Annotated in this window: 9 protein-coding genes; 4 read left to right on the top strand and 5 right to left on the bottom strand. The window is 47.8% G+C overall.

The genetic code is table 11. The annotated features are described in order from the left end of the window. Window positions 1-55 precede the first annotated feature (55 nt). Entirely contained in the window at window positions 56-3,781 is a 3,726-nt protein-coding gene (metH, locus tag BLR00_RS02080) for a methionine synthase (protein WP_074630585.1), read from the bottom strand. A gap of 412 nt (window positions 3,782-4,193) precedes the next feature. Here metH and BLR00_RS02075 point away from each other — a divergent pair, with 412 nt between their 5' ends. Together BLR00_RS02075 and BLR00_RS02070 are read left to right on the top strand one after the other, a co-directional pair. Beyond that, window positions 4,194-5,777: a flavin monoamine oxidase family protein gene (locus BLR00_RS02075; protein WP_074630584.1), complete on the top strand. Its 1,584-nt coding sequence runs from the start codon at window positions 4,194-4,196 to the stop codon at window positions 5,775-5,777. A 69-nt stretch (window positions 5,778-5,846) separates the two neighbouring features. Next, window positions 5,847-9,464, top strand: a complete 3,618-nt coding sequence (locus tag BLR00_RS02070) for a P-loop domain-containing protein (protein ID WP_074630583.1) — start codon at window positions 5,847-5,849, stop codon at window positions 9,462-9,464. A 125-nt stretch (window positions 9,465-9,589) separates the two neighbouring features. On the opposite strand, the gene BLR00_RS02065 is transcribed toward BLR00_RS02070, so the two are convergent. The 4 genes from BLR00_RS02065 to BLR00_RS02050 all read right to left on the bottom strand — a co-directional run bounded on the left by BLR00_RS02065 (window position 9,590) and on the right by BLR00_RS02050 (window position 15,932). After that, on the bottom strand, window positions 9,590-11,788 hold the full coding sequence (locus BLR00_RS02065; protein ID WP_074630582.1) for a hypothetical protein: 2,199 nt from the start codon (window positions 11,786-11,788) through the stop codon (window positions 9,590-9,592). 27 nt (window positions 11,789-11,815) lie between these two features. Next, window positions 11,816-13,783, bottom strand: coding sequence for a flavin monoamine oxidase family protein (locus BLR00_RS02060; RefSeq protein ID WP_074630581.1), 1,968 nt, complete (start codon window positions 13,781-13,783; stop codon window positions 11,816-11,818). Between the two features lie 169 nt (window positions 13,784-13,952). After that, a complete protein-coding gene (locus BLR00_RS02055; RefSeq protein WP_074630580.1) occupies window positions 13,953-15,473 on the bottom strand; it encodes a YifB family Mg chelatase-like AAA ATPase in 1,521 nt (506 codons plus the stop codon). 111 nt (window positions 15,474-15,584) lie between these two features. After that, window positions 15,585-15,932 (bottom strand): accessory factor UbiK family protein, encoded by a 348-nt coding sequence (locus tag BLR00_RS02050; RefSeq protein ID WP_081346616.1) that lies wholly within the window; start codon window positions 15,930-15,932, stop codon window positions 15,585-15,587. 46 nt (window positions 15,933-15,978) lie between these two features. Here BLR00_RS02050 and BLR00_RS02045 point away from each other — a divergent pair, with 46 nt between their 5' ends. Continuing rightward, a complete protein-coding gene (locus BLR00_RS02045; RefSeq protein WP_074630579.1) occupies window positions 15,979-16,983 on the top strand; it encodes an aminoglycoside phosphotransferase family protein in 1,005 nt (334 codons plus the stop codon). A gap of 19 nt (window positions 16,984-17,002) precedes the next feature. Beyond that, a complete protein-coding gene (gene murU / locus BLR00_RS02040; RefSeq protein WP_081346807.1) occupies window positions 17,003-17,707 on the top strand; it encodes an N-acetylmuramate alpha-1-phosphate uridylyltransferase MurU in 705 nt (234 codons plus the stop codon). The last annotated feature ends 16 nt before the right edge of the window (window positions 17,708-17,723 follow it).

The following is a 17,723-nucleotide window of genomic DNA, read 5'->3' as shown; positions in this document are numbered from 1 at the left end:
TTTCCCGTCTGCTTACCGGCACTGGTTTATCGCCCGCCCTGAATCCCGCGTATTGCTATCGTTCATAGGCCAGCACCGGTGCCAGCCATTTTTCTGTTTCTTCCAATGTCCAGCCTTTGCGCTTTGCATAATCCTCCACCTGATCCTTGTTTATTTTCCCCACAGCGAAATAATCGGCTTCGGGGTGAGAAAAATAAAAGCCCGATACTGCAGCCGTCGGTACCATGGCGTAGGACTCGGTCACGATAATGCCCGCGTTTTCCGGCGCTTTCAGCATTTCAAACAATGGACCTTTCTCGGTGTGGTCGGGACAGGCAGGGTAACCCGGCGCGGGACGAATACCACGATATTCCTCGTTGATCAGTTGTTCATTGCTCAGGTTTTCATCTTTGATGAAGCCCCAGAATTCGCGCCGCACCCGCCAGTGCATGTGCTCGGCGAAAGCTTCCGCCAGCCGGTCGGCCAGCGCCTTCAATATAATCGCGCTGTAGTCGTCATGTGCATCCTCAAAAGCCTTGACCCGTGCGTCTATCCCCAGCCCGGCAGTCACCGCGAATGCACCGATGGCATCCCGAATCCCGGTTTCCTTGGGGGCTATAAAGTCCGCCAGGCATAGATTAGGACGTCCGGCCGGTTTCGTGGTCTGCTGCCGCAGATTGTGGAACGTCATCCCCAGCTTGGTGCGGGCTTTGTCGGTATAAATTTCGATGTCGTCGCTGTTCACGGTATTAGCCGGAAACAGGCCGACCACGGCATTGGCGCCGAGCCATTTCTGTTCGACAATTTTCTTCAGCATGGCCTGGGCATCGTGGAACAGCGTGGTGGCAGCCTCTCCCACTATCTCATCTTGCAGAATTGCCGGATAGCGTCCCGATAACTCCCATGCCTGGAAAAATGGTGTCCAATCTATATGAGGTACTATTTTTTCCAGGGGGTAGTTTCTTAATGATCTTACGCCGATAAAATCCGGCTCGGGCGGCGTGTAGTTCGCCCAATCGGTTTTAAAGGCGTTAGCCCGGGCTTCCGCAAGGGTAAGCATTGGCGAAGGACCTTTTTTATTCTTATGCTGGGTGCGGACTTTTTCGTACTCCGCCTGTAGTCCACTGACGTACTCCGCCCGCAAATCCTCTGACAGCAAGTTGCTGCATACACCCACGGCGCGGCTTGCATCCGGCACCCACACGGTAACCCCTTTGTAATGCGGCGCGACTTTCACCGCGGTGTGCACCCGTGAAGTGGTTGCGCCACCAATCAATAGCGGAATGGTAAATCCCTCACGTTGCATTTCCTTCGCCACATGCGCCATCTCCTCCAGGGAAGGTGTGATCAATCCCGACAAACCGATCATGTCGGCATTCTCGCGCCGCGCCATTTCAAGAATCTGTGCGCAAGGTACCATGACTCCCATGTTCACGACTTCATAGTTGTTGCACTGGAGTACGACCGTAACAATGTTTTTGCCGATATCGTGGACGTCACCCTTGACGGTGGCGATGACGATCTTGCCCTTGGCTCTGGAATCGCCCGACAACTTTTTTTCCGCCTCAATGAATGGCAATAAATGCGCTACCGCCTGTTTCATTACGCGTGCCGACTTGACTACCTGCGGTAAAAACATCTTGCCCGAGCCGAACAGGTCGCCTACCACATTCATGCCATTCATGAGCGGACCCTCGATCACCTGGATCGGACGCCCGCCCTGATTACTGATTTCGAGCCGTGCCGCCTCGGTATCCTCCACGATGTAAGTGGTGATGCCTCTCACCAGCGCGTGAGTCAGACGTTCCTGGACCGGCTGCTCGCGCCATGAAAGATCTTCGATGGTCTCCTTGCTTTTTCCCTTGAAGCTCTCTGCAAATTCCACCAATCGCTCGGTGGGCGTAACGTCTCCTTCAACCGGACGATTGAGCAGTACATCTTCGACGCGTTCCAGCAAGTCCTTGGGAATGTCGGAGTAGACCCCCAGTTGCCCGGCGTTGACAATGCCCATGGTCATGCCGGCGCGAACCGCGTGGTAGAGGAATGCGGTATGGATCGCTTCCCGAACAGGCTCGTTGCCGCGGAAAGAAAACGACACATTCGACACGCCGCCACTTATCTTGGCATAGGGAAGGGTTTGCTTGATGATATGAGTGGCTTCGATAAAATCGACACCGTAATTGTTGTGTTCCTCGATGCCGGTGGCAACCGCGAAAATGTTTGGATCAAAAATGATGTCTTCAGGTGGGAAACCCACCTGGTCAACAAGTATGCGGTAGCAACGCTTGCAGATTTCCACCTTGCGTTCTTTCGTGTCGGCCTGACCCAATTCATCGAAAGCCATCACAATGACTGCGGCACCATAGCGGCGGGCGAGTTTCGCATGCTCGATAAACTCTGCTTCGCCTTCCTTCATGCTGATCGAGTTGATGATGGCCTTGCCTTGCACACATTTGAGCCCTGCTTCGATCACTGACCACTTGCTCGAATCAATCATGATCGGTACGCGGCTGATGTCGGGTTCGGCGGCGATAAGATTCAGGAACGTCACCATCGCCTTCTGCGAATCGAGCATCGCTTCATCCATGTTGATGTCGATGATCTGCGCACCACTTTCTACCTGGTTGCGGGCAACGCTCAGCGCCTCCGCATAATTGTTGCCCAGTATCAAACGGGCAAAGGCCTTCGAGCCGGTAACATTGGTCCGCTCACCCACGTTCACGAATAGTGAGTCATCGCCGATGCTCAGCGGTTCCAAACCGGACAGTCGCAGCTTTTTGGGAACGTCGGGAATGGGGCGTGGTGCGATATCGCTCACCGCATCGGCGATGGCCTTGATATGTGCGGGCGTGGTACCGCAGCAGCCGCCGACGATGTTGACGAAGCCGGATTGTGCGAACCCCTTGATCAAACTCGCGGTGTATTCGGGCGACTCGTCATAACCGGTTTCCGCCAGCGGATTGGGCAGGCCGGCATTAGGATGCGCGCTGACATACACGCCGGCAACCCGCGATAGCTCCTCAATGTAAGGACGCATCAATTCCGCTCCCAGAGCGCAATTAAGTCCTACGGATAATGGACGTGCGTTGCTGACGGAATTCCAGAAGGCTTCAGGTGTTTGTCCGGAGAGGGTGCGGCCGGAAGCATCGGTAATGGTTGCCGAGATCATGATAGGCACACGTATACCGTGGTCCTCAAAATATTGATCGACAGCAAACAGCGCGGCCTTGGCATTCAGGGTATCGAAAATGGTTTCCACCAGGATGATGTCGGCGCCCCCGTCGATCAAGCCGCTAATGGAGACCGAGTAGTCCGCTACCAGTTGATCGAAGGTAATGCCGCGAAAACCGGGATCGTTCACGTCGGGCGAGATCGATGCGGTTTTGGTGGTCGGCCCAAGCACCCCCGCGACGAAGCGGGGCTTATCTGGTGTTTTTGCTTCCATCGCTTGCACTGCTTCCCGCGCCAGTTTGGCCCCGGCAAAATTCAGCTCATATACCAGATCCTCCATGTGGTAATCCGACATCGAGGCGGAGGTGGAATTGAAGGTGTTGGTCTCGATGATGTCCGCCCCGGCCTCCAGGTAGCCGGTATGGATGGCACCGATGACCTGCGGCTGGGTGAGGGTCAGAAGATCATTATTGCCCTTGAGGTCATGCGGAAAATCGGCAAAACGCGACCCGCGATAATCCGCCTCGTTGAGCTTGTAGCTCTGGATCATCGTGCCCATGGCCCCATCCAGCATCAGTATGCGGTGGGCCAGGAGGTCTTGCAGTAATGCGGCGCGGGGATGTACGTTCATTGCCAAGCTACATTTTCGATGGAGGCTGGATTCTATCATGCTCCGTGACGCGACACTGTACCCGACGGGAAAGGCCTTCACTCAATACTCGACTACTGTAACCACTTTACAAAATGTACATCGCTACAAGCACCAACGACATGTTTGAAGGAATGATGATATGTTTCAGTAAATTTCCACCACCCATTATTCATAGCTGAAAATTGGCATAAATGGGCATTCAACCTCAAAAGCTTTTCAAATGTTAATCCTGATTAAGGATCTCCTGTTGGTCTATATAAAAATTTAACATTATGAAGATTAAAGATAATTATCAAATAAGTTATGCCATAAAAAGCACTTTATCATATATCAAGAAATGTGATAATTTCTTCATTTAATCACTTCTTTCTTACTTAGGAGAATCAGGTTGATGATGCGAACTTATCCATATTTTTTGCCTACACCCGGACGAACTCCTTTATTTCGATTACTTTCGAGAACTTTCAACCAGCATCGCTATTTTTCACAAGTTAATATTATCAATCAAGGAAAAAAATCTGAACATTTTTCTCATTTTGGCTCAAGGCGAAATTTTCTTATTCGCTCAATTGCAGCACTCGCTACAGTATATGCAGCTCCGATCATGGCGGGAGAAAAAAAGGGAAATCCGCGGATTGCTATTGTTGGCGCAGGGATCGCCGGACTAACTGCTGCTTATGTTTTACAGCGAAAGGGATACCATGCAACTGTATATGAGGCATCGCAACGCACGGGTGGTCGTATTTGGACATCTCAGGATGGTATCGTATCTGGCTTAGTGACGGAGCTAGGTGGAGAATTTATCGATTCATCGCATCAGGATATGCTTGCTCTTGCGAAAGCTTTTGATTTGCCTTTAATCGATACATATACTGAAAGTGAACAAGATTTTAAAACAGCATTTTTCTTCGGTAACCGACACTATAGCGAAGAACAAGTCATCAATGAATTCAGACCCCTGGCTGCAATAATCGCCAGTGATGCTGCACGGTTGTCTTCTGACATCACCGCTAAAAAACACAGCAAAATCGATGCTGAGTTCGATGCTGTTTCAATCTCGGAATACCTTGACCGTATCGGTGCCACTGGCTGGGTTCGAAATTTAATTGAAGTTGCATATGTAACAGAATATGGTCTCGATGCCAGCGAGCTTTCATGCATCAATTTGCTCTCGCTGATTGATACCGATATGAAAGAAGGTTTTCAGATTTTTGGCGAAAGTGATGAACGTTTCAAAATTCAGGGTGGCAATCAGCGCATTACCGATGAACTGGCTAAACGGATTGGCTCCAACATTGCGCTTGAGCATCGATTGGTTTCAATGCGGAAAAACGGCAAAGGCTTTCGTCTTACTTTTACTACGCCAGGGAAAACGGTTTCTGTCGATGCCGACCGGGTCATACTTGCTCTGCCCTTCACGCTGTTACGCAACGTTGATACGGGCAATGTATTGACGCCAGCAGAATCAAATATGGTTAAGAATCTGGGTTATGGCACCAATGCAAAACTGATCCTGGGAACACAAACGCGCCTCTGGCGTGAACAGAGGTACAGTGGTGAATGTTATTCCGATGAGGCATTTCAGACAGGCTGGGATTCCAGCCGTATGCAAGCCGGAATAGCAGGTTCTTACACGTTCTTTTTGGGTGGAAAACCCGGCGTGGATATTGGCCGTGGTACACCCGCTGAACGTGCCCAGCAACTATCAGCCTCTATCAATCGCGTATACCCCGGACTTGCCGCGCAACTGACAAATAATACACTTCGCGTTCATTGGCCTTCGGAGCCATTTGCATTGGGTTCTTATTCCTGCTATCGACCCAGGCAATGGACCCGGTTTAACGGCGAAGTAGGCCGGCCAAATGGAAATTTGCTATATGCGGGTGAACATTGCAGTACGCAATTTCTGGGCTATATGAATGGTGGTGCAGAAACGGGGCGCCTTGCCGCACAGGCGATTATTGATCTGCCGTAACCTGCTGTATTAGCGATCATTACAGCGAACTCGTTTTTAACGATTTCCTCTTAATAACCAATGAATAAAATGGCCAATTGCAAAGCAGTTTTTTTTTCCTATGCCAGTGAAGATCATGTTGTAGAACCTAAAGATAAAGCTGTAGAGCCACTAGTTAAAGAATTAATTGACTGCCTTGAAACTGAATCTTTCGATTTCAATCCTCGATTTAAAAATAAACTTCGAGATACTACAAATGACACAATAACTAAACTTTATGATGAGATCAAAGAGTGTGATCTCGTTATTCATTTAGTTGGATCTCATCCTGGGGACACTGCCAATGGAGAAGCCATTCGTGAATTCTACGAAATACTTCGAATGAAAAATGAAGAATTTCTTTCGGAAAATAAAAAAGGGAAAAAAATCAAACCTTATTTCGAGAGTCTGGAAACAGAATTGACCTATGCACAATGGGAAGCATATCTAGCGATTCATTTGGGAAAAGCCATGTTAGTTTATAGTCCTTTATCTGGGAGCGATAATCGATTAGCAAGTCAACAAAAACATTTGAAAGCTCTTAAAGAAGGAAGATCCCATTTACAGGAGCATGCAACAGCAAGCCGTATTTTGCTGGCTATTCAGAATCACTTTAAAACTAAATTACCGCCCTTACCAAAATCGCTGGACTTCGAAGAGTATCTGGCTGAAAAACGAAAACACTTTACCGGACGTCAATGGATGTTTGAGGAAATCGATGAATGGCTTGAAACTCCTGAGGCATCTAAAGCTTTCCTTATTACAGGGGATCCCGGTATTGGTAAATCAGCAATTGTTGCGCAACTGATTAATAATGATGTTTCGAATCAAATCATTGCACATCATTGTTGTCAAGCGGGTTTAGAGCTCACACTCGAATCTTGGAGATTCGTGCAAAGCATTGCAGCGATGATTGCCAGTCGTTTGAAGGAATATAAGAATCAATTAAATGATTGGATTTTAATTGAAGACAAATGTCAAAAGGATCCCTCGATTGCATTTGAGCATGGTGTCTTGACAGTTTTGAATAAGCTACCACCTCCTAAGTCTGGTGTTTGCTACATTTTGATCGATGCGTTAGACGAGGCGCTCACGCTTCAGTCAGATGGTAAAACGATAGTTAGCCTCTTAGCCGATACACTAAAACATTTTCCGAAATGGTTAAGGATTGTCGCAACTACGCGTAGAGTGGATGCTGTTTTAAATCGGATTAAAAATCATATTGAGCTACGGGCGAGTGATGAAAAGAATATTGATGATTTGAAGAGCTATATCAACTATCGACTGACAAAAAACGATAATCATCAACAAGAACTTGAGAAAGTTGCTTCTGAATTTTCAATGACAATTGGGGACTTTAGAGAAAAGATTATTAGAACTTTGATCAAATGTGGTAGCGGTAATTTTTTATATGCTAGCACTGCCCTTAATGAAATTGGAGCCTCACCAAGCTCTTGTAATCAGCAAACTTTTTCCCTGCGCCGAATAAACGAATGGCCGGAAGGCTTACATGGTATTTACGAGGAGTTTTTTCAACGACATTTTGGAGAGAAAGACAAATACTCAGAACTACGGCCAATCCTGGAAATGATTTGCTCCGCGCGTGAACCGCTGGAGGAATCAGTTTTAAGAACTGCGGCACCGGATTTAAACGACTACAACTTTCAAGATCGATTGCGCGCTCTGAAACAATTTCTATCAATGTATGAGAATCCAATCAGATATGCGCCTTATCACAAATCCCTTACTGATTGGTTGATGGATGACAACACAAGACGTACTAGTAATTTCTGGATTCAAAGTGAAGAGGGTGATCGCAAGTTGGCTGATTTTTGTTTTGATGAGTCCAAAGAATTTTTTCATAAAACCAAAGAATTTATTAATACAGTAGCGCCATCCAATGAATATTGGGTCCGGCATGGCGGTTTTCACCTGCTAAAGATATGGGATTACTTATATAAAAATAAAAAAAATTTATCAAGTGCTTATGCTTCCAAGAAATACGAATACATTAATCAATCCGTTAACATACTAGAATGGGTGAGCAGTTTCCCAGAGACGAGAAACATCGTTGCTAGCACATTACCTTTACTGATACCGGTTTTAAAAAAAACCGAACGCGACCTAGATCCATTTTACGGGGAAACGGCCAATACGGCATTACGTGTTCTAGAAGAAATGGATGAACAAAAGTTATTTAATCTTGTAAAAGATACAGTTGCAACAGATATAACTGAGAGTGTGATTCGTTGGATTGGAAAAACTCAGATAATGGGGTGGCAGAACCTCATACCACAGATGTTAGAGTTAAATGAATATGTTATCCGTTATTCTGCCGGATGCGGTCAGGCAGAACGCTATTATCGTCTACTAAAAGAAAATCAAGCGGGATGTGCGGCTATCGAGATCGATTATTTGTTGGACGTCTTCGACGTAGATCAACAAGAAATGGGTAGTTATGCAGTAGGAGAAATTGCAAAAAAGGAAAGCAAGACCGGAAAAATACAATCACAAGTCGAACGATGGTTGAAGAAAGTTTCAGACACCGATATCTATTTTTGTCAATCGGTGCTTGGCGACGTGTTATTGAATCTGGCGTTACAAAGTAAACATGGACATGCCAAAAGTATAATAGCAAAGCTAGATCAATCGGATCTCATTTCTGCTTTCTGGGATCCTATCTGGATGTATACCCGACTTGATGTTATCGCTGCTCTTGCATTACTGAAAGAGCAAGGTCAGCAGCTCAACCGTGATACAACAAGTTTTCAAGTGGAAGTAGAGCGAGAGGTTAGTGCGATACGGGCACGGCAAGAGCGCATTGCTAAGTTTGAAAATGAAGCTGGTGAGAAATGGAAAATTCTAACAAGAATTCCGTACAAAACGGAATTCAGCGATGAAGATATTGATGTGATTCATAGCTGGTTAACCCGAAAGGGGGCAGAATATCGGCACCGGGTTAACATGGCAGTGGAACTACTGAAATTGATATTTACTCACCCGTTGTGGCAAGTATGTGAAAAAGGAGCGGCGATTTTTCCTTTATTGGGAAGTGAGTCAGATTGGCGAGATACCTGTTTTGATATTCTCGATCAATTAATGGAATCTTTGGATTCTTCGGAAAATGATTCAGGCATTGCAAATTGGCGGATTATTCTAGGAACATCAGAAGCTTGTTATCTAATCCGGCATTTAGATCTGTGTGATTATAAGGGCAAAGGTATTCTTCGTATGGAGCATTGTTGGAATGAATATTACGACCACCCGAACTGTCATGTGCGTGCGCTGATTGCAGAAGGCCTTTTTGGTATTGTAGGAGAAATGGAATCTGATCTGAGTGGCTATGACACAGGCTATGTAAGCTATTTGAAAAATCATACCCAAAAAATTGAATGTTGGTTACTTGATGATGAAATCTGGGTATTGGAGCATGCATATCAAGCATTTAGAAACATTGTTAAAATGCAAAAAAATAATGACGAGGGCGAGGTTTTGCAATTCTGGATTAAAGAACGTCTTAAACATGTGGAGGAAAATCCTGACTGCCTATTGGCCCGTGTTAGCAAGCAAATGGGAAAATCATGGACAGAACTGGAGCGAAGTGATTTTCTGAGGCAAATACAGGTTATTCAAAGATCGCAATTATTGCAACAACGGGTCAATCATTAAATCTTGGATAAGATAATCGAATTGCCAATTGTTTAGTTTCAATCTCTATAATTTCAATTAAACGAACAGCTTAAAGGAATAAATCTCGCGAGCATATTTCAATTTTTGACGCTTGAAGGAAATTTTCATCCTGGATCACTAACTTCCCTAGCATACAAAACAGACCATTCGGATACTTCTTGCGAAAAGCTGATTGCAACATGTTCGGTTAGATGCAAGGAATCGAGCGCCCAACCTCCTATATAACTGTCAGTAGAATCCATTAGCCGTGAACAGGCCGGTTGCGAATGGGCTAATTTCTTGTCACAAACGATACGATTGAGAGTTTGATCGACCAAAACCAAATCACGTTTCTCCAATATCGTTCGCATCACTTCAGAACGTTCCGCCAATCGCTGGCATTCTGCTTGAAAGCGGATACCACCCAGGGCAGCAATAATGGCAGGAAGAATGACTGAAATCGTGATTAACCAGGGTGTTGCAGCTTTAGCAAAATTTTCCCAGTATTCGGAATACAAATGGAGTTGTTCACCGCCAATCAAAATCAAATCAAAGCATACAATAGCTATAACTATCCTGTTCAAATTGGAAGCGGTCTTTTCGATGAATGCGTTCATATCTCCCATGGTAAGTGCATTACTTTCATGATATTTAATTTGCTCACCAATCCAGCAGTCACGTACCTGGGTGACAGTATCTTCAGCGGAAATAGTAAGTAGTTTTTTTATAGTTACAGTACCATTTCCACTATTGCTTTGAATTTCCACCGGTTTTGTGTCCTTCAAGTCTGCGGGAGAAATGGCCCGAACTAGGGAGTTAAATAACCAATCGGCTGCACTTTGTCGAATTTTACGTGAGGTAAAAGAGGTGGTTTTGGGTGGTTGATGGCTTCCCGCAAGCGGAAGGTAATACATACTGCGCAGTCTTTCTGCAAGATAACGATAGTCAATGGCTTTTTCGTTCCATTCTCCGATATTAGCTTGTTTAGTATTAAGCAAAATATATGTCACGATGATTAATTTTAGTGTGCCTAATATAATCAGGAGAGCCAAAGGTGGTTGGTTATTTGGGGTTACTCCAGTCAATAAGGTCAAGCTAACAGTAGCTAAAAACACTGCCCCAATCGCCATGAGGTAATTTGAAAGAAAGGCACCGCGATATAAATCACTGTAAAGATAATTTAGCTGTCTTGCCCGTTCTCGATAGGATTGGAAAGGTTCGTGAGTTTTTTCTTGCTTTGGAGAGAGGCCGGAGCGGAAAAATGATCTGAAATTTCCCCAGCATTTTCTACGGAACTGGAAAGACCATTTAAGTAATTTAGAGTATCCGCTCTTTTCACGAAACCAGATATTCCATTTATTGGTTTTCCTTTCAAAGCCAAAATACTCCCGCAATAGATCTGTGTCGTATTTATTATCGAACTTGGTAGACTTATCGAATCCAATAGCCAATTGATTAACCCAAGCTATCAGCCGGGCTTTATATTCTTCATAACTTGGAGCTGGTTCTGCTAGTACTGAATTGAGATTTTCATTCGGGTTGCCTGGATCAATCAATTGGACATTATTATTTTCTTTACCAGTATTAATAAATATAACCGGCAGACCAAACGCCAAGGCGGATCGGATTGTTTCCATGGTGCCTCCAGCTTTGTCTTTATTAGCATCAGGATTGGCAGCAGCTATCAATATATCGCTATGACGCAATAAAAACGCACCCTGCGCTCGATAAGCACGGGCACGTCGTAGATTAGCCAGATCTCGACGATTCTTTTTTTCTTGCTCAGATGACAATTTATTCAATTCTGAATCATCAGGCTTATCGTAAATACCGTCGAGTACCTGAATCCAGCTACAAACAGCAAGTTGTCTATCAAACTCATTACGAAAGCTTTCATCACGGCACTGACGATAAGTTACGACATCAAACGGTAGGATGGCTGCTAACTCAGAATTAAAGCGCCGAAAATCTTTTCCAGGATCTGAAGTTTTATTGATTTCTTCTAAAGCTTCCCCAGCAATGGCGTCAGCCCCTTCACATAAACCCGTTATTAATCGTAGTAAAGGCGGTGCGCTTGAAAAAAATTTTGAGAAGCTTGTATCATTACTGCTATCGGAACCATAAGGTGCAATGTTTGTTAGCTCGTCTCCAAGTATTTGTAAAATACCATCTAGCGTTATTTTAAGCTGAGGACACTCGCTATTTGCTAAATCTTTATTACCTGCAAAGCCAATCCGTAGTACTAATCGTGGAAGACTAGGAGCATCATTTTTCGATGGGGAAGGAGAATTTACTGAGCTTTGCTTATTGATGATTGAAGACATTTTGCCAGTAGTGTCCAGTTTATTTAATTATATTGATTTTGCCTGTTTCTCAATGCTGCGCAGGACGCGTCTTGCGGATCGAAGTGAGCCCTCTATGAAACCCTGGTAGTCAGAAAATGCTTCCCCGCAAATGTGGATGTTCTTTCTTTCCGAGGCATTCTGATTCAAGGAAAATGCCTCAAGGAACTCAATATGTCTCCAGGACATCACTCCCGGCAGCCATCCATGAGCCGCCGCGCCAAAGGGGCTCTTGCCCCAGTCGCGCATTCCGCAGGCGAGGAGGCGGTCCTGCGTAAAATCATGGTGCTCATAGTCCCTCGCAAACTGCACGAAACGCTGCCACAACCGAGGGTAGCCGGGCTCTTTCACAATAACCGGGCTCCCGTCACTAAAATAGAGTGTTTGGGGCGCATCCCCGGCGTTTGGGTGCGGGACTTCCTTCTTCAACTTCAAGAACCAGACGCTGGCTATTTCCTGGCTCTCAAGTTGAGGGTCTTCTGATGGTGCTTGATCGAGGTAATTATGATTGCACTCGATTGTTCTCAAGTAATCGGACCAGAACGTAATTGCCGGACGGTCTGTGTAGACCATGATAAGCCCTTTGGTCCCATCGTTGCTTTTTACATAGAGCAACTCTCGTGTAGGAATATCCGCGGCGCTGCGATTAAGAGGCCTGTTGTCTTCCCACCAGGGTTTTTCGAAAACGAAGAAGCACTTTAACAGGGGGAGGCAAGTAACGGCGTTCAGCGCTGCTTTGAGCGTACCTTGCGGCGGGCCTCCATTCCAGGATATTTCTTCGAGCGGGCGCTTGGGCAAGGCAAGAATCACTCTCCGCGCCTTGATGACGTTTTTCTCATTCTCGACAATGACATTCACTCCGTCACCATCGGATTGAAGACCCAGCACCTTTCTGCCTTTCTGAATGCATAATGCAGGATTATTTTTTCCTTCTTCATAAAGCTTTTCCAGGAGCTTCCAGATAATCCGGCTCATTCCTCCTCGAATGCCGCGAAGCGATCCGGTACTTCGAATCGCCCTAAGCCAGAAAATAATCCACTCCGCGGCATTTAAATTTTCATGTACGAAGTGGTAGTAACTCCCCCAGTCCCTTATCTTGACCACGGCGTAGTGGCTTAACACATCACTGAGGATATTCCAGAAGCCCAGGTTCCATAGCGGCTGGCCTCTGAAACTCGCGGTTTTTCTAATGACTTCCAGATCTTCGTCAGTAATATTCTGGATCCATTCGAGCAACTCTCCTTTCCAGTAGTGGCGATAAAAGAAGGCTTCTTCCGTCAAATTTTTCCACTGTTCATTGGCTGCGCTGGTCTTCCATGGTGTTTCTGCATTATCGAGATCGACAAGTTCAAAAATACGCCTGAGGGCCAGTATCATCAAGTCAAAGGGGGTTTTTTGCTTGGCCTCTTCTTCGCGAAGGGTAAACCGGGGTTCCATCGGATCTTCCGACGTATAGGAAGAAAACGGTACTAAATCGTCCAGACTCTCTTCTTCGCCGGGCGCTTGTTCCTTGATTCCCAGTTCGTCGAGCAACGCGTGCAATAAAGGCTGATCACGCGGCTCTATTCTCATGGGCCCGAATTCAGCACGAAAATATTCAATCCTGGATAGCTTTTCAACATCTTCACCATCTTTTTCTATCGAGTGTCTTTCGGTGGGACCTCGATAGGGAGACTGCTTGCCCCCTTGTGCTTCAAGAGGATCAGGCTTTCCACTGGTGAAATCCCAGTTACAGGGGTCCCACGTATCGTCGAATCCGATAGCTTCTCCATTCCTCTCATCAGTTCTCAGCAAGGACCAGGTTTCTATACGGCCGCCAAATCGCTTCGAAGCTTCGAGCAGGAGAATACTGTTGATGTTGAGCAATTCACGCTGCTTGATCAGCTCGTGGCAACAATACAATCCCGCAATTCCGCCACCAACAATCACAACGTCATATGTCTTGGATATTGGTGTACCCGCTTCATTGTTTTGCATGTTGTTCACCTGATTTATTGGATTTAGCGTGCAAACAGTATAAACGTCATACCGGCGGAAGCCGGTATCCAGTGGCGTTCAAAGCATATCATTGATTGCTTGGATTGGGTTTCGGATCAAGTTTGGAGGCAAGATTCATAGCATTTCTCGTTAGATCAATAATCTCGTGTTAATTTCTATCCAGCCTCCGGTACTGCACCGCTTCCGCGATATGCGTACTGGTTATACCGTCGCTTGCCGCCAGATCGGCGATGGTGCGTGCCACTTTCAGTACGCGATGATAAGCCCGCGCGGAAAAATTCAAGCGGCTGATGGCTTGTTTGAGCAAGTTCTCTCCCAAAGTATCAGGCACGCAGTACTTGTCAATTTCCTTCACCGTCAGCCGTGCATTGGGCCTGTCCTGGCGTGTCAATTGCCGCTGATAGGCTGACTCGACCCGTTGCCTGATGGAACTGCTTGATTCACTCTGACTCTGGCGCATCAGGTCTTCCTGGGGCGCGGCGGGCACTTCGATCTGTATGTCGATGCGATCAAGCAGGGGGCCGGAGATTTTGCCGCGATAACGGGACACCTGATCGGGGGTACAGCGGCATTTCCCGCTGTAGTGTCCGAGGTAACCACAGGGGCAGGGGTTCATCGCCGCGATCAACTGGAATCGGGCGGGAAAGTCTGCTTGGCGCGCTGCGCGCGATATGGTGATACGCCCCGATTCCAGCGGCTCACGTAGTACCTCCAGCACTTTGCGGTCAAATTCCGGGAGTTCGTCGAGAAACAACACGCCATTCATTGCCAATGAGATCTCGCCAGGGCGGGGATTGCTGCCGCCGCCGACCAGGGCAACGCCCGAGGCGGTATGATGTGGCGAACGGTAAGGGCGGCGTTTCCAGTGGGCAACGTTGAAACCTCCGCTGCTCAAGGATTGCATCGCGGCGGATTCAAGCGCCTCGTCTTCGGTCATGGATGGCAGAATGCCGGGGAAACGTGCCGCCAGCATGGATTTACCCGTGCCGGGCGGACCCACCATCAGCATACTATGATTGCCCGCCGCTGCAATTTCCAGGGCGCGCTTCGCATGTGCCTGGCCTTTGACATCCTCCATACCGGGGTATTGAGGTACGCCGGTTTCCGGGTTGCCTTCCGCGCTTGCCCCGTCATCTGCGATATAACGCGGCAACGGCTCGCGTCCGGCAAGGTGGGCGCAAATCTGTAATAATGATGTTGCGGGATAGACTGTTGCTTCCTTAACCAGAGCGGCCTCGGCGGCGTTTTGTTGCGGTAGCACGAAACTGCGCCCCGAACGCGATGCCCCGTAAGTCATCGCCAATGCGCCGCGTATCGCGCGCAATTCTCCGGTCAGGGCGAGTTCGCCCGCCCATTCGTACTGATCGAGTTTATTCGAAGGAATTTGCCCCGTCGCCGCGAGTATGCCCAATGCGATGGGTAGATCAAAGCGTCCGCTTTCCTTGGGGAGATCGGCGGGGGCGAGGTTGACCGTAATACGCCGGGCGGGAAATTCGAATTGCGCGTTTTGCAGCGCTGCCCGCACCCTGTCCTTGCTTTCCTTGACTTCCGCTTCCGGCAATCCGACGATGGTGAAACTGGGCAAACCATTGGCAATGTGAGCTTCCACCGTAACCAGCGGCGACTCCATACCCGAGATAGCGCGGCTATAAAGAATAGCAAGCGGCATGCAAGAAATTCTCAGTCAGGAGAAAGTAGGATCAACACAAGTAGATGCGGGTTGATTGAAATCGCATAGAGGCATATTTTCTAGCGTTTTCTCATATCCTGCATATTTCGATTATTCCGTTTCCGTAAGATCATCCAACGTTTCTACTGGGGTATCCAGACTGTCTGATTTCGTGGGATTTTCCAGCCCGGCGATCCTCGCTTCCAGCATGGTCAATTTTTCGCGCGTGCGTTTTACGACTTCCTGCTGTACCTCGAATTCTTCACGCGTTACCAGATCCAGCCGGGTGAACATTCCCGACAGCATCACTCTCAGATTTTTCTCCACATCCTTCACGGGGCTCTGCGCCAGCAGATCATTGACTTTGGTTACAATTTCGTCCAATACTTTTTGATTGAGCATGATTTCCTCCATGATTGTCGCTCCGTCATCCGGCTGGATGAGGAGTGATGCATGCATGATAAAATCTCATACTTCTGGCATTTAGGCAAATCAGCGGATTATTATGGAACGCTTGCAACTTCTGGAAAACTGGATCAAGACGCAGTTTCCCGATAAAGACTTCACCTTGTCACCGGCTTCCGCTGATGCTAGTTTCCGCCGTTATTTTCGTGCGAATTTCGACGACGGAACATTGATCGTGATGGATGCACCGCCGCGATGGGAGGATTGCGCGCCCTTTGTGCATGTAGCTGAACTATTCGCCGCCGCCGGTGTGCATGTGCCCGCCGTATTGGCGCAGGATCTGACACAGGGTTTCCTGCTGCTTTCGGATCTTGAAAGTACCACTTACCTCCAGGCGCTGAATGGCGATCCCGATAACGCCGACCGCTTATATCGCGATGCGGTGGCGGCGCTCATTAAAATTCAGCTGGCGAGCCGCCCCGGCGTGTTGCCGGAATACGATGAAGCGCTATTGTTGAGAGAGTTGAATCTCTTCCCGGACTGGTATCTGGCAAAGCATTTGGAGGCGGCGCCTGGGCCAAGCCAGAAAGCGGAGCTTGAGGCAATTTTCAAACAAATCGTACAGAACAACCTTGCTCAGCCCAGAGTGTTCGTACACCGCGACTACCACTCGCGTAATCTGATGGTTACGACTCCCAACCCCGGCATTGTTGATTTTCAGGACGCGGTTTATGGTCCCATCACCTACGATCTGGCGTCGCTATTCAAGGATGCCTATATCCGCTGGGATGAGGAACGTATCCTCGATTGGGTAATACGCTACTGGGAGGAAGCAAGAAAAGCGGGATTGCCGGTGGCTGCCGATTTCGCTGATTTTTATCGCGATTTCGAATGGATGGGCGTACAGCGTCATATCAAGGTGTTGGGGATATTTGCGCGCCTGTATCACCGCGACGCCAAAGCGGGTTATCTCAGGGACATGCCATTGGTAATGGAATACTTGCGCAAGGCCTGTGAGCGCTACCACGAACTTAATCCTTTGCTGACGCTGCTGGATGGGCTGGAAAACGAGCCGCCGGAAGCAAATGTTGGCTACACATTCTGAAATGGCACCGTTCAAGGCCATGATTCTGGCCGCGGGACGCGGCGAGCGCATGCGTCCCCTGACCGATGCGTTGCCCAAGCCGCTGCTGCGCGCAGGGGGCAAATCGCTGATTGAGCATCATCTGGAAAACCTTGCGCACGCGGGTTTCGTTGAGATTGTCATCAACCATGCCCATCTGGGCCAGATGATCGAGACTGCGCTGGGCGATGGAGAACGATACGGTGTCGACATCCGTTATTCGCGCGAAGCGGCGGCCCTGGAAACCGCTGGCGGCATCGCCCAGGCGCTGACTATTTTGCAAGCCGGACCGAGAAATGCTGATGGGGAGCAGCCATTCTTGACAGTGAACGCCGACATTTATTGCGAAATCGATTTTTCGATACTATTGCCGGTCCTGAGGCATATGCAAACCAATCCTGATGAGGATCTCGCGCATCTGGTGCTGGTGGATAACCCGGCCCAGCATGCAAGCGGCGATTTTGGTCTCGATTCCGGCAGAATAACCCCTTCAGGGAAAGATAATCTTACTTTTAGCGGTATCGGCGTGTATCAGCCCAGATTGTTCAAGGATGTTGTGCCTGGCACGGTGGCAAAGCTCGCGCCGTTGCTGCGCCAGGCAATTGCGGCCGGAAAAATCAGCGGCCAATATTATCGAGGGAGATGGGTGGACGTGGGTACGCCGGAACGTTTGCACTTGCTTGATGTTCAACTGCGTGAAGGATGAGAAATGGATGAGAAAC

Source organism: Nitrosospira multiformis (assembly GCF_900103165.1).
Classification (GTDB): Bacteria; Pseudomonadota; Gammaproteobacteria; order Burkholderiales; family Nitrosomonadaceae; genus Nitrosospira; species Nitrosospira multiformis_D.
This window is presented reverse-complemented; position numbering and strand designations above follow the sequence as displayed.

Bases quoted from the DNA above. Each gene is read 5' to 3' on its own strand.
- metH (WP_074630585.1), bottom strand. From the start codon at position 3,781: ATGAACGTACATCCCCGCGCCGCATTACTGCAAGACCTCCTGGCCCAC.
- BLR00_RS02075 (WP_074630584.1), top strand. From the start codon at position 4,194: ATGATGCGAACTTATCCATATTTTTTGCCTACACCCGGACGAACTCCT.
- BLR00_RS02070 (WP_074630583.1), top strand. From the start codon at position 5,847: ATGGCCAATTGCAAAGCAGTTTTTTTTTCCTATGCCAGTGAAGATCAT.
- BLR00_RS02065 (WP_074630582.1), bottom strand. From the start codon at position 11,788: ATGTCTTCAATCATCAATAAGCAAAGCTCAGTAAATTCTCCTTCCCCA.
- BLR00_RS02060 (WP_074630581.1), bottom strand. From the start codon at position 13,783: ATGCAAAACAATGAAGCGGGTACACCAATATCCAAGACATATGACGTT.
- BLR00_RS02055 (WP_074630580.1), bottom strand. From the start codon at position 15,473: ATGCCGCTTGCTATTCTTTATAGCCGCGCTATCTCGGGTATGGAGTCG.
- BLR00_RS02050 (WP_081346616.1), bottom strand. From the start codon at position 15,932: ATGCATGCATCACTCCTCATCCAGCCGGATGACGGAGCGACAATCATG.
- BLR00_RS02045 (WP_074630579.1), top strand. From the start codon at position 15,979: ATGGAACGCTTGCAACTTCTGGAAAACTGGATCAAGACGCAGTTTCCC.
- murU (WP_081346807.1), top strand. From the start codon at position 17,003: ATGATTCTGGCCGCGGGACGCGGCGAGCGCATGCGTCCCCTGACCGAT.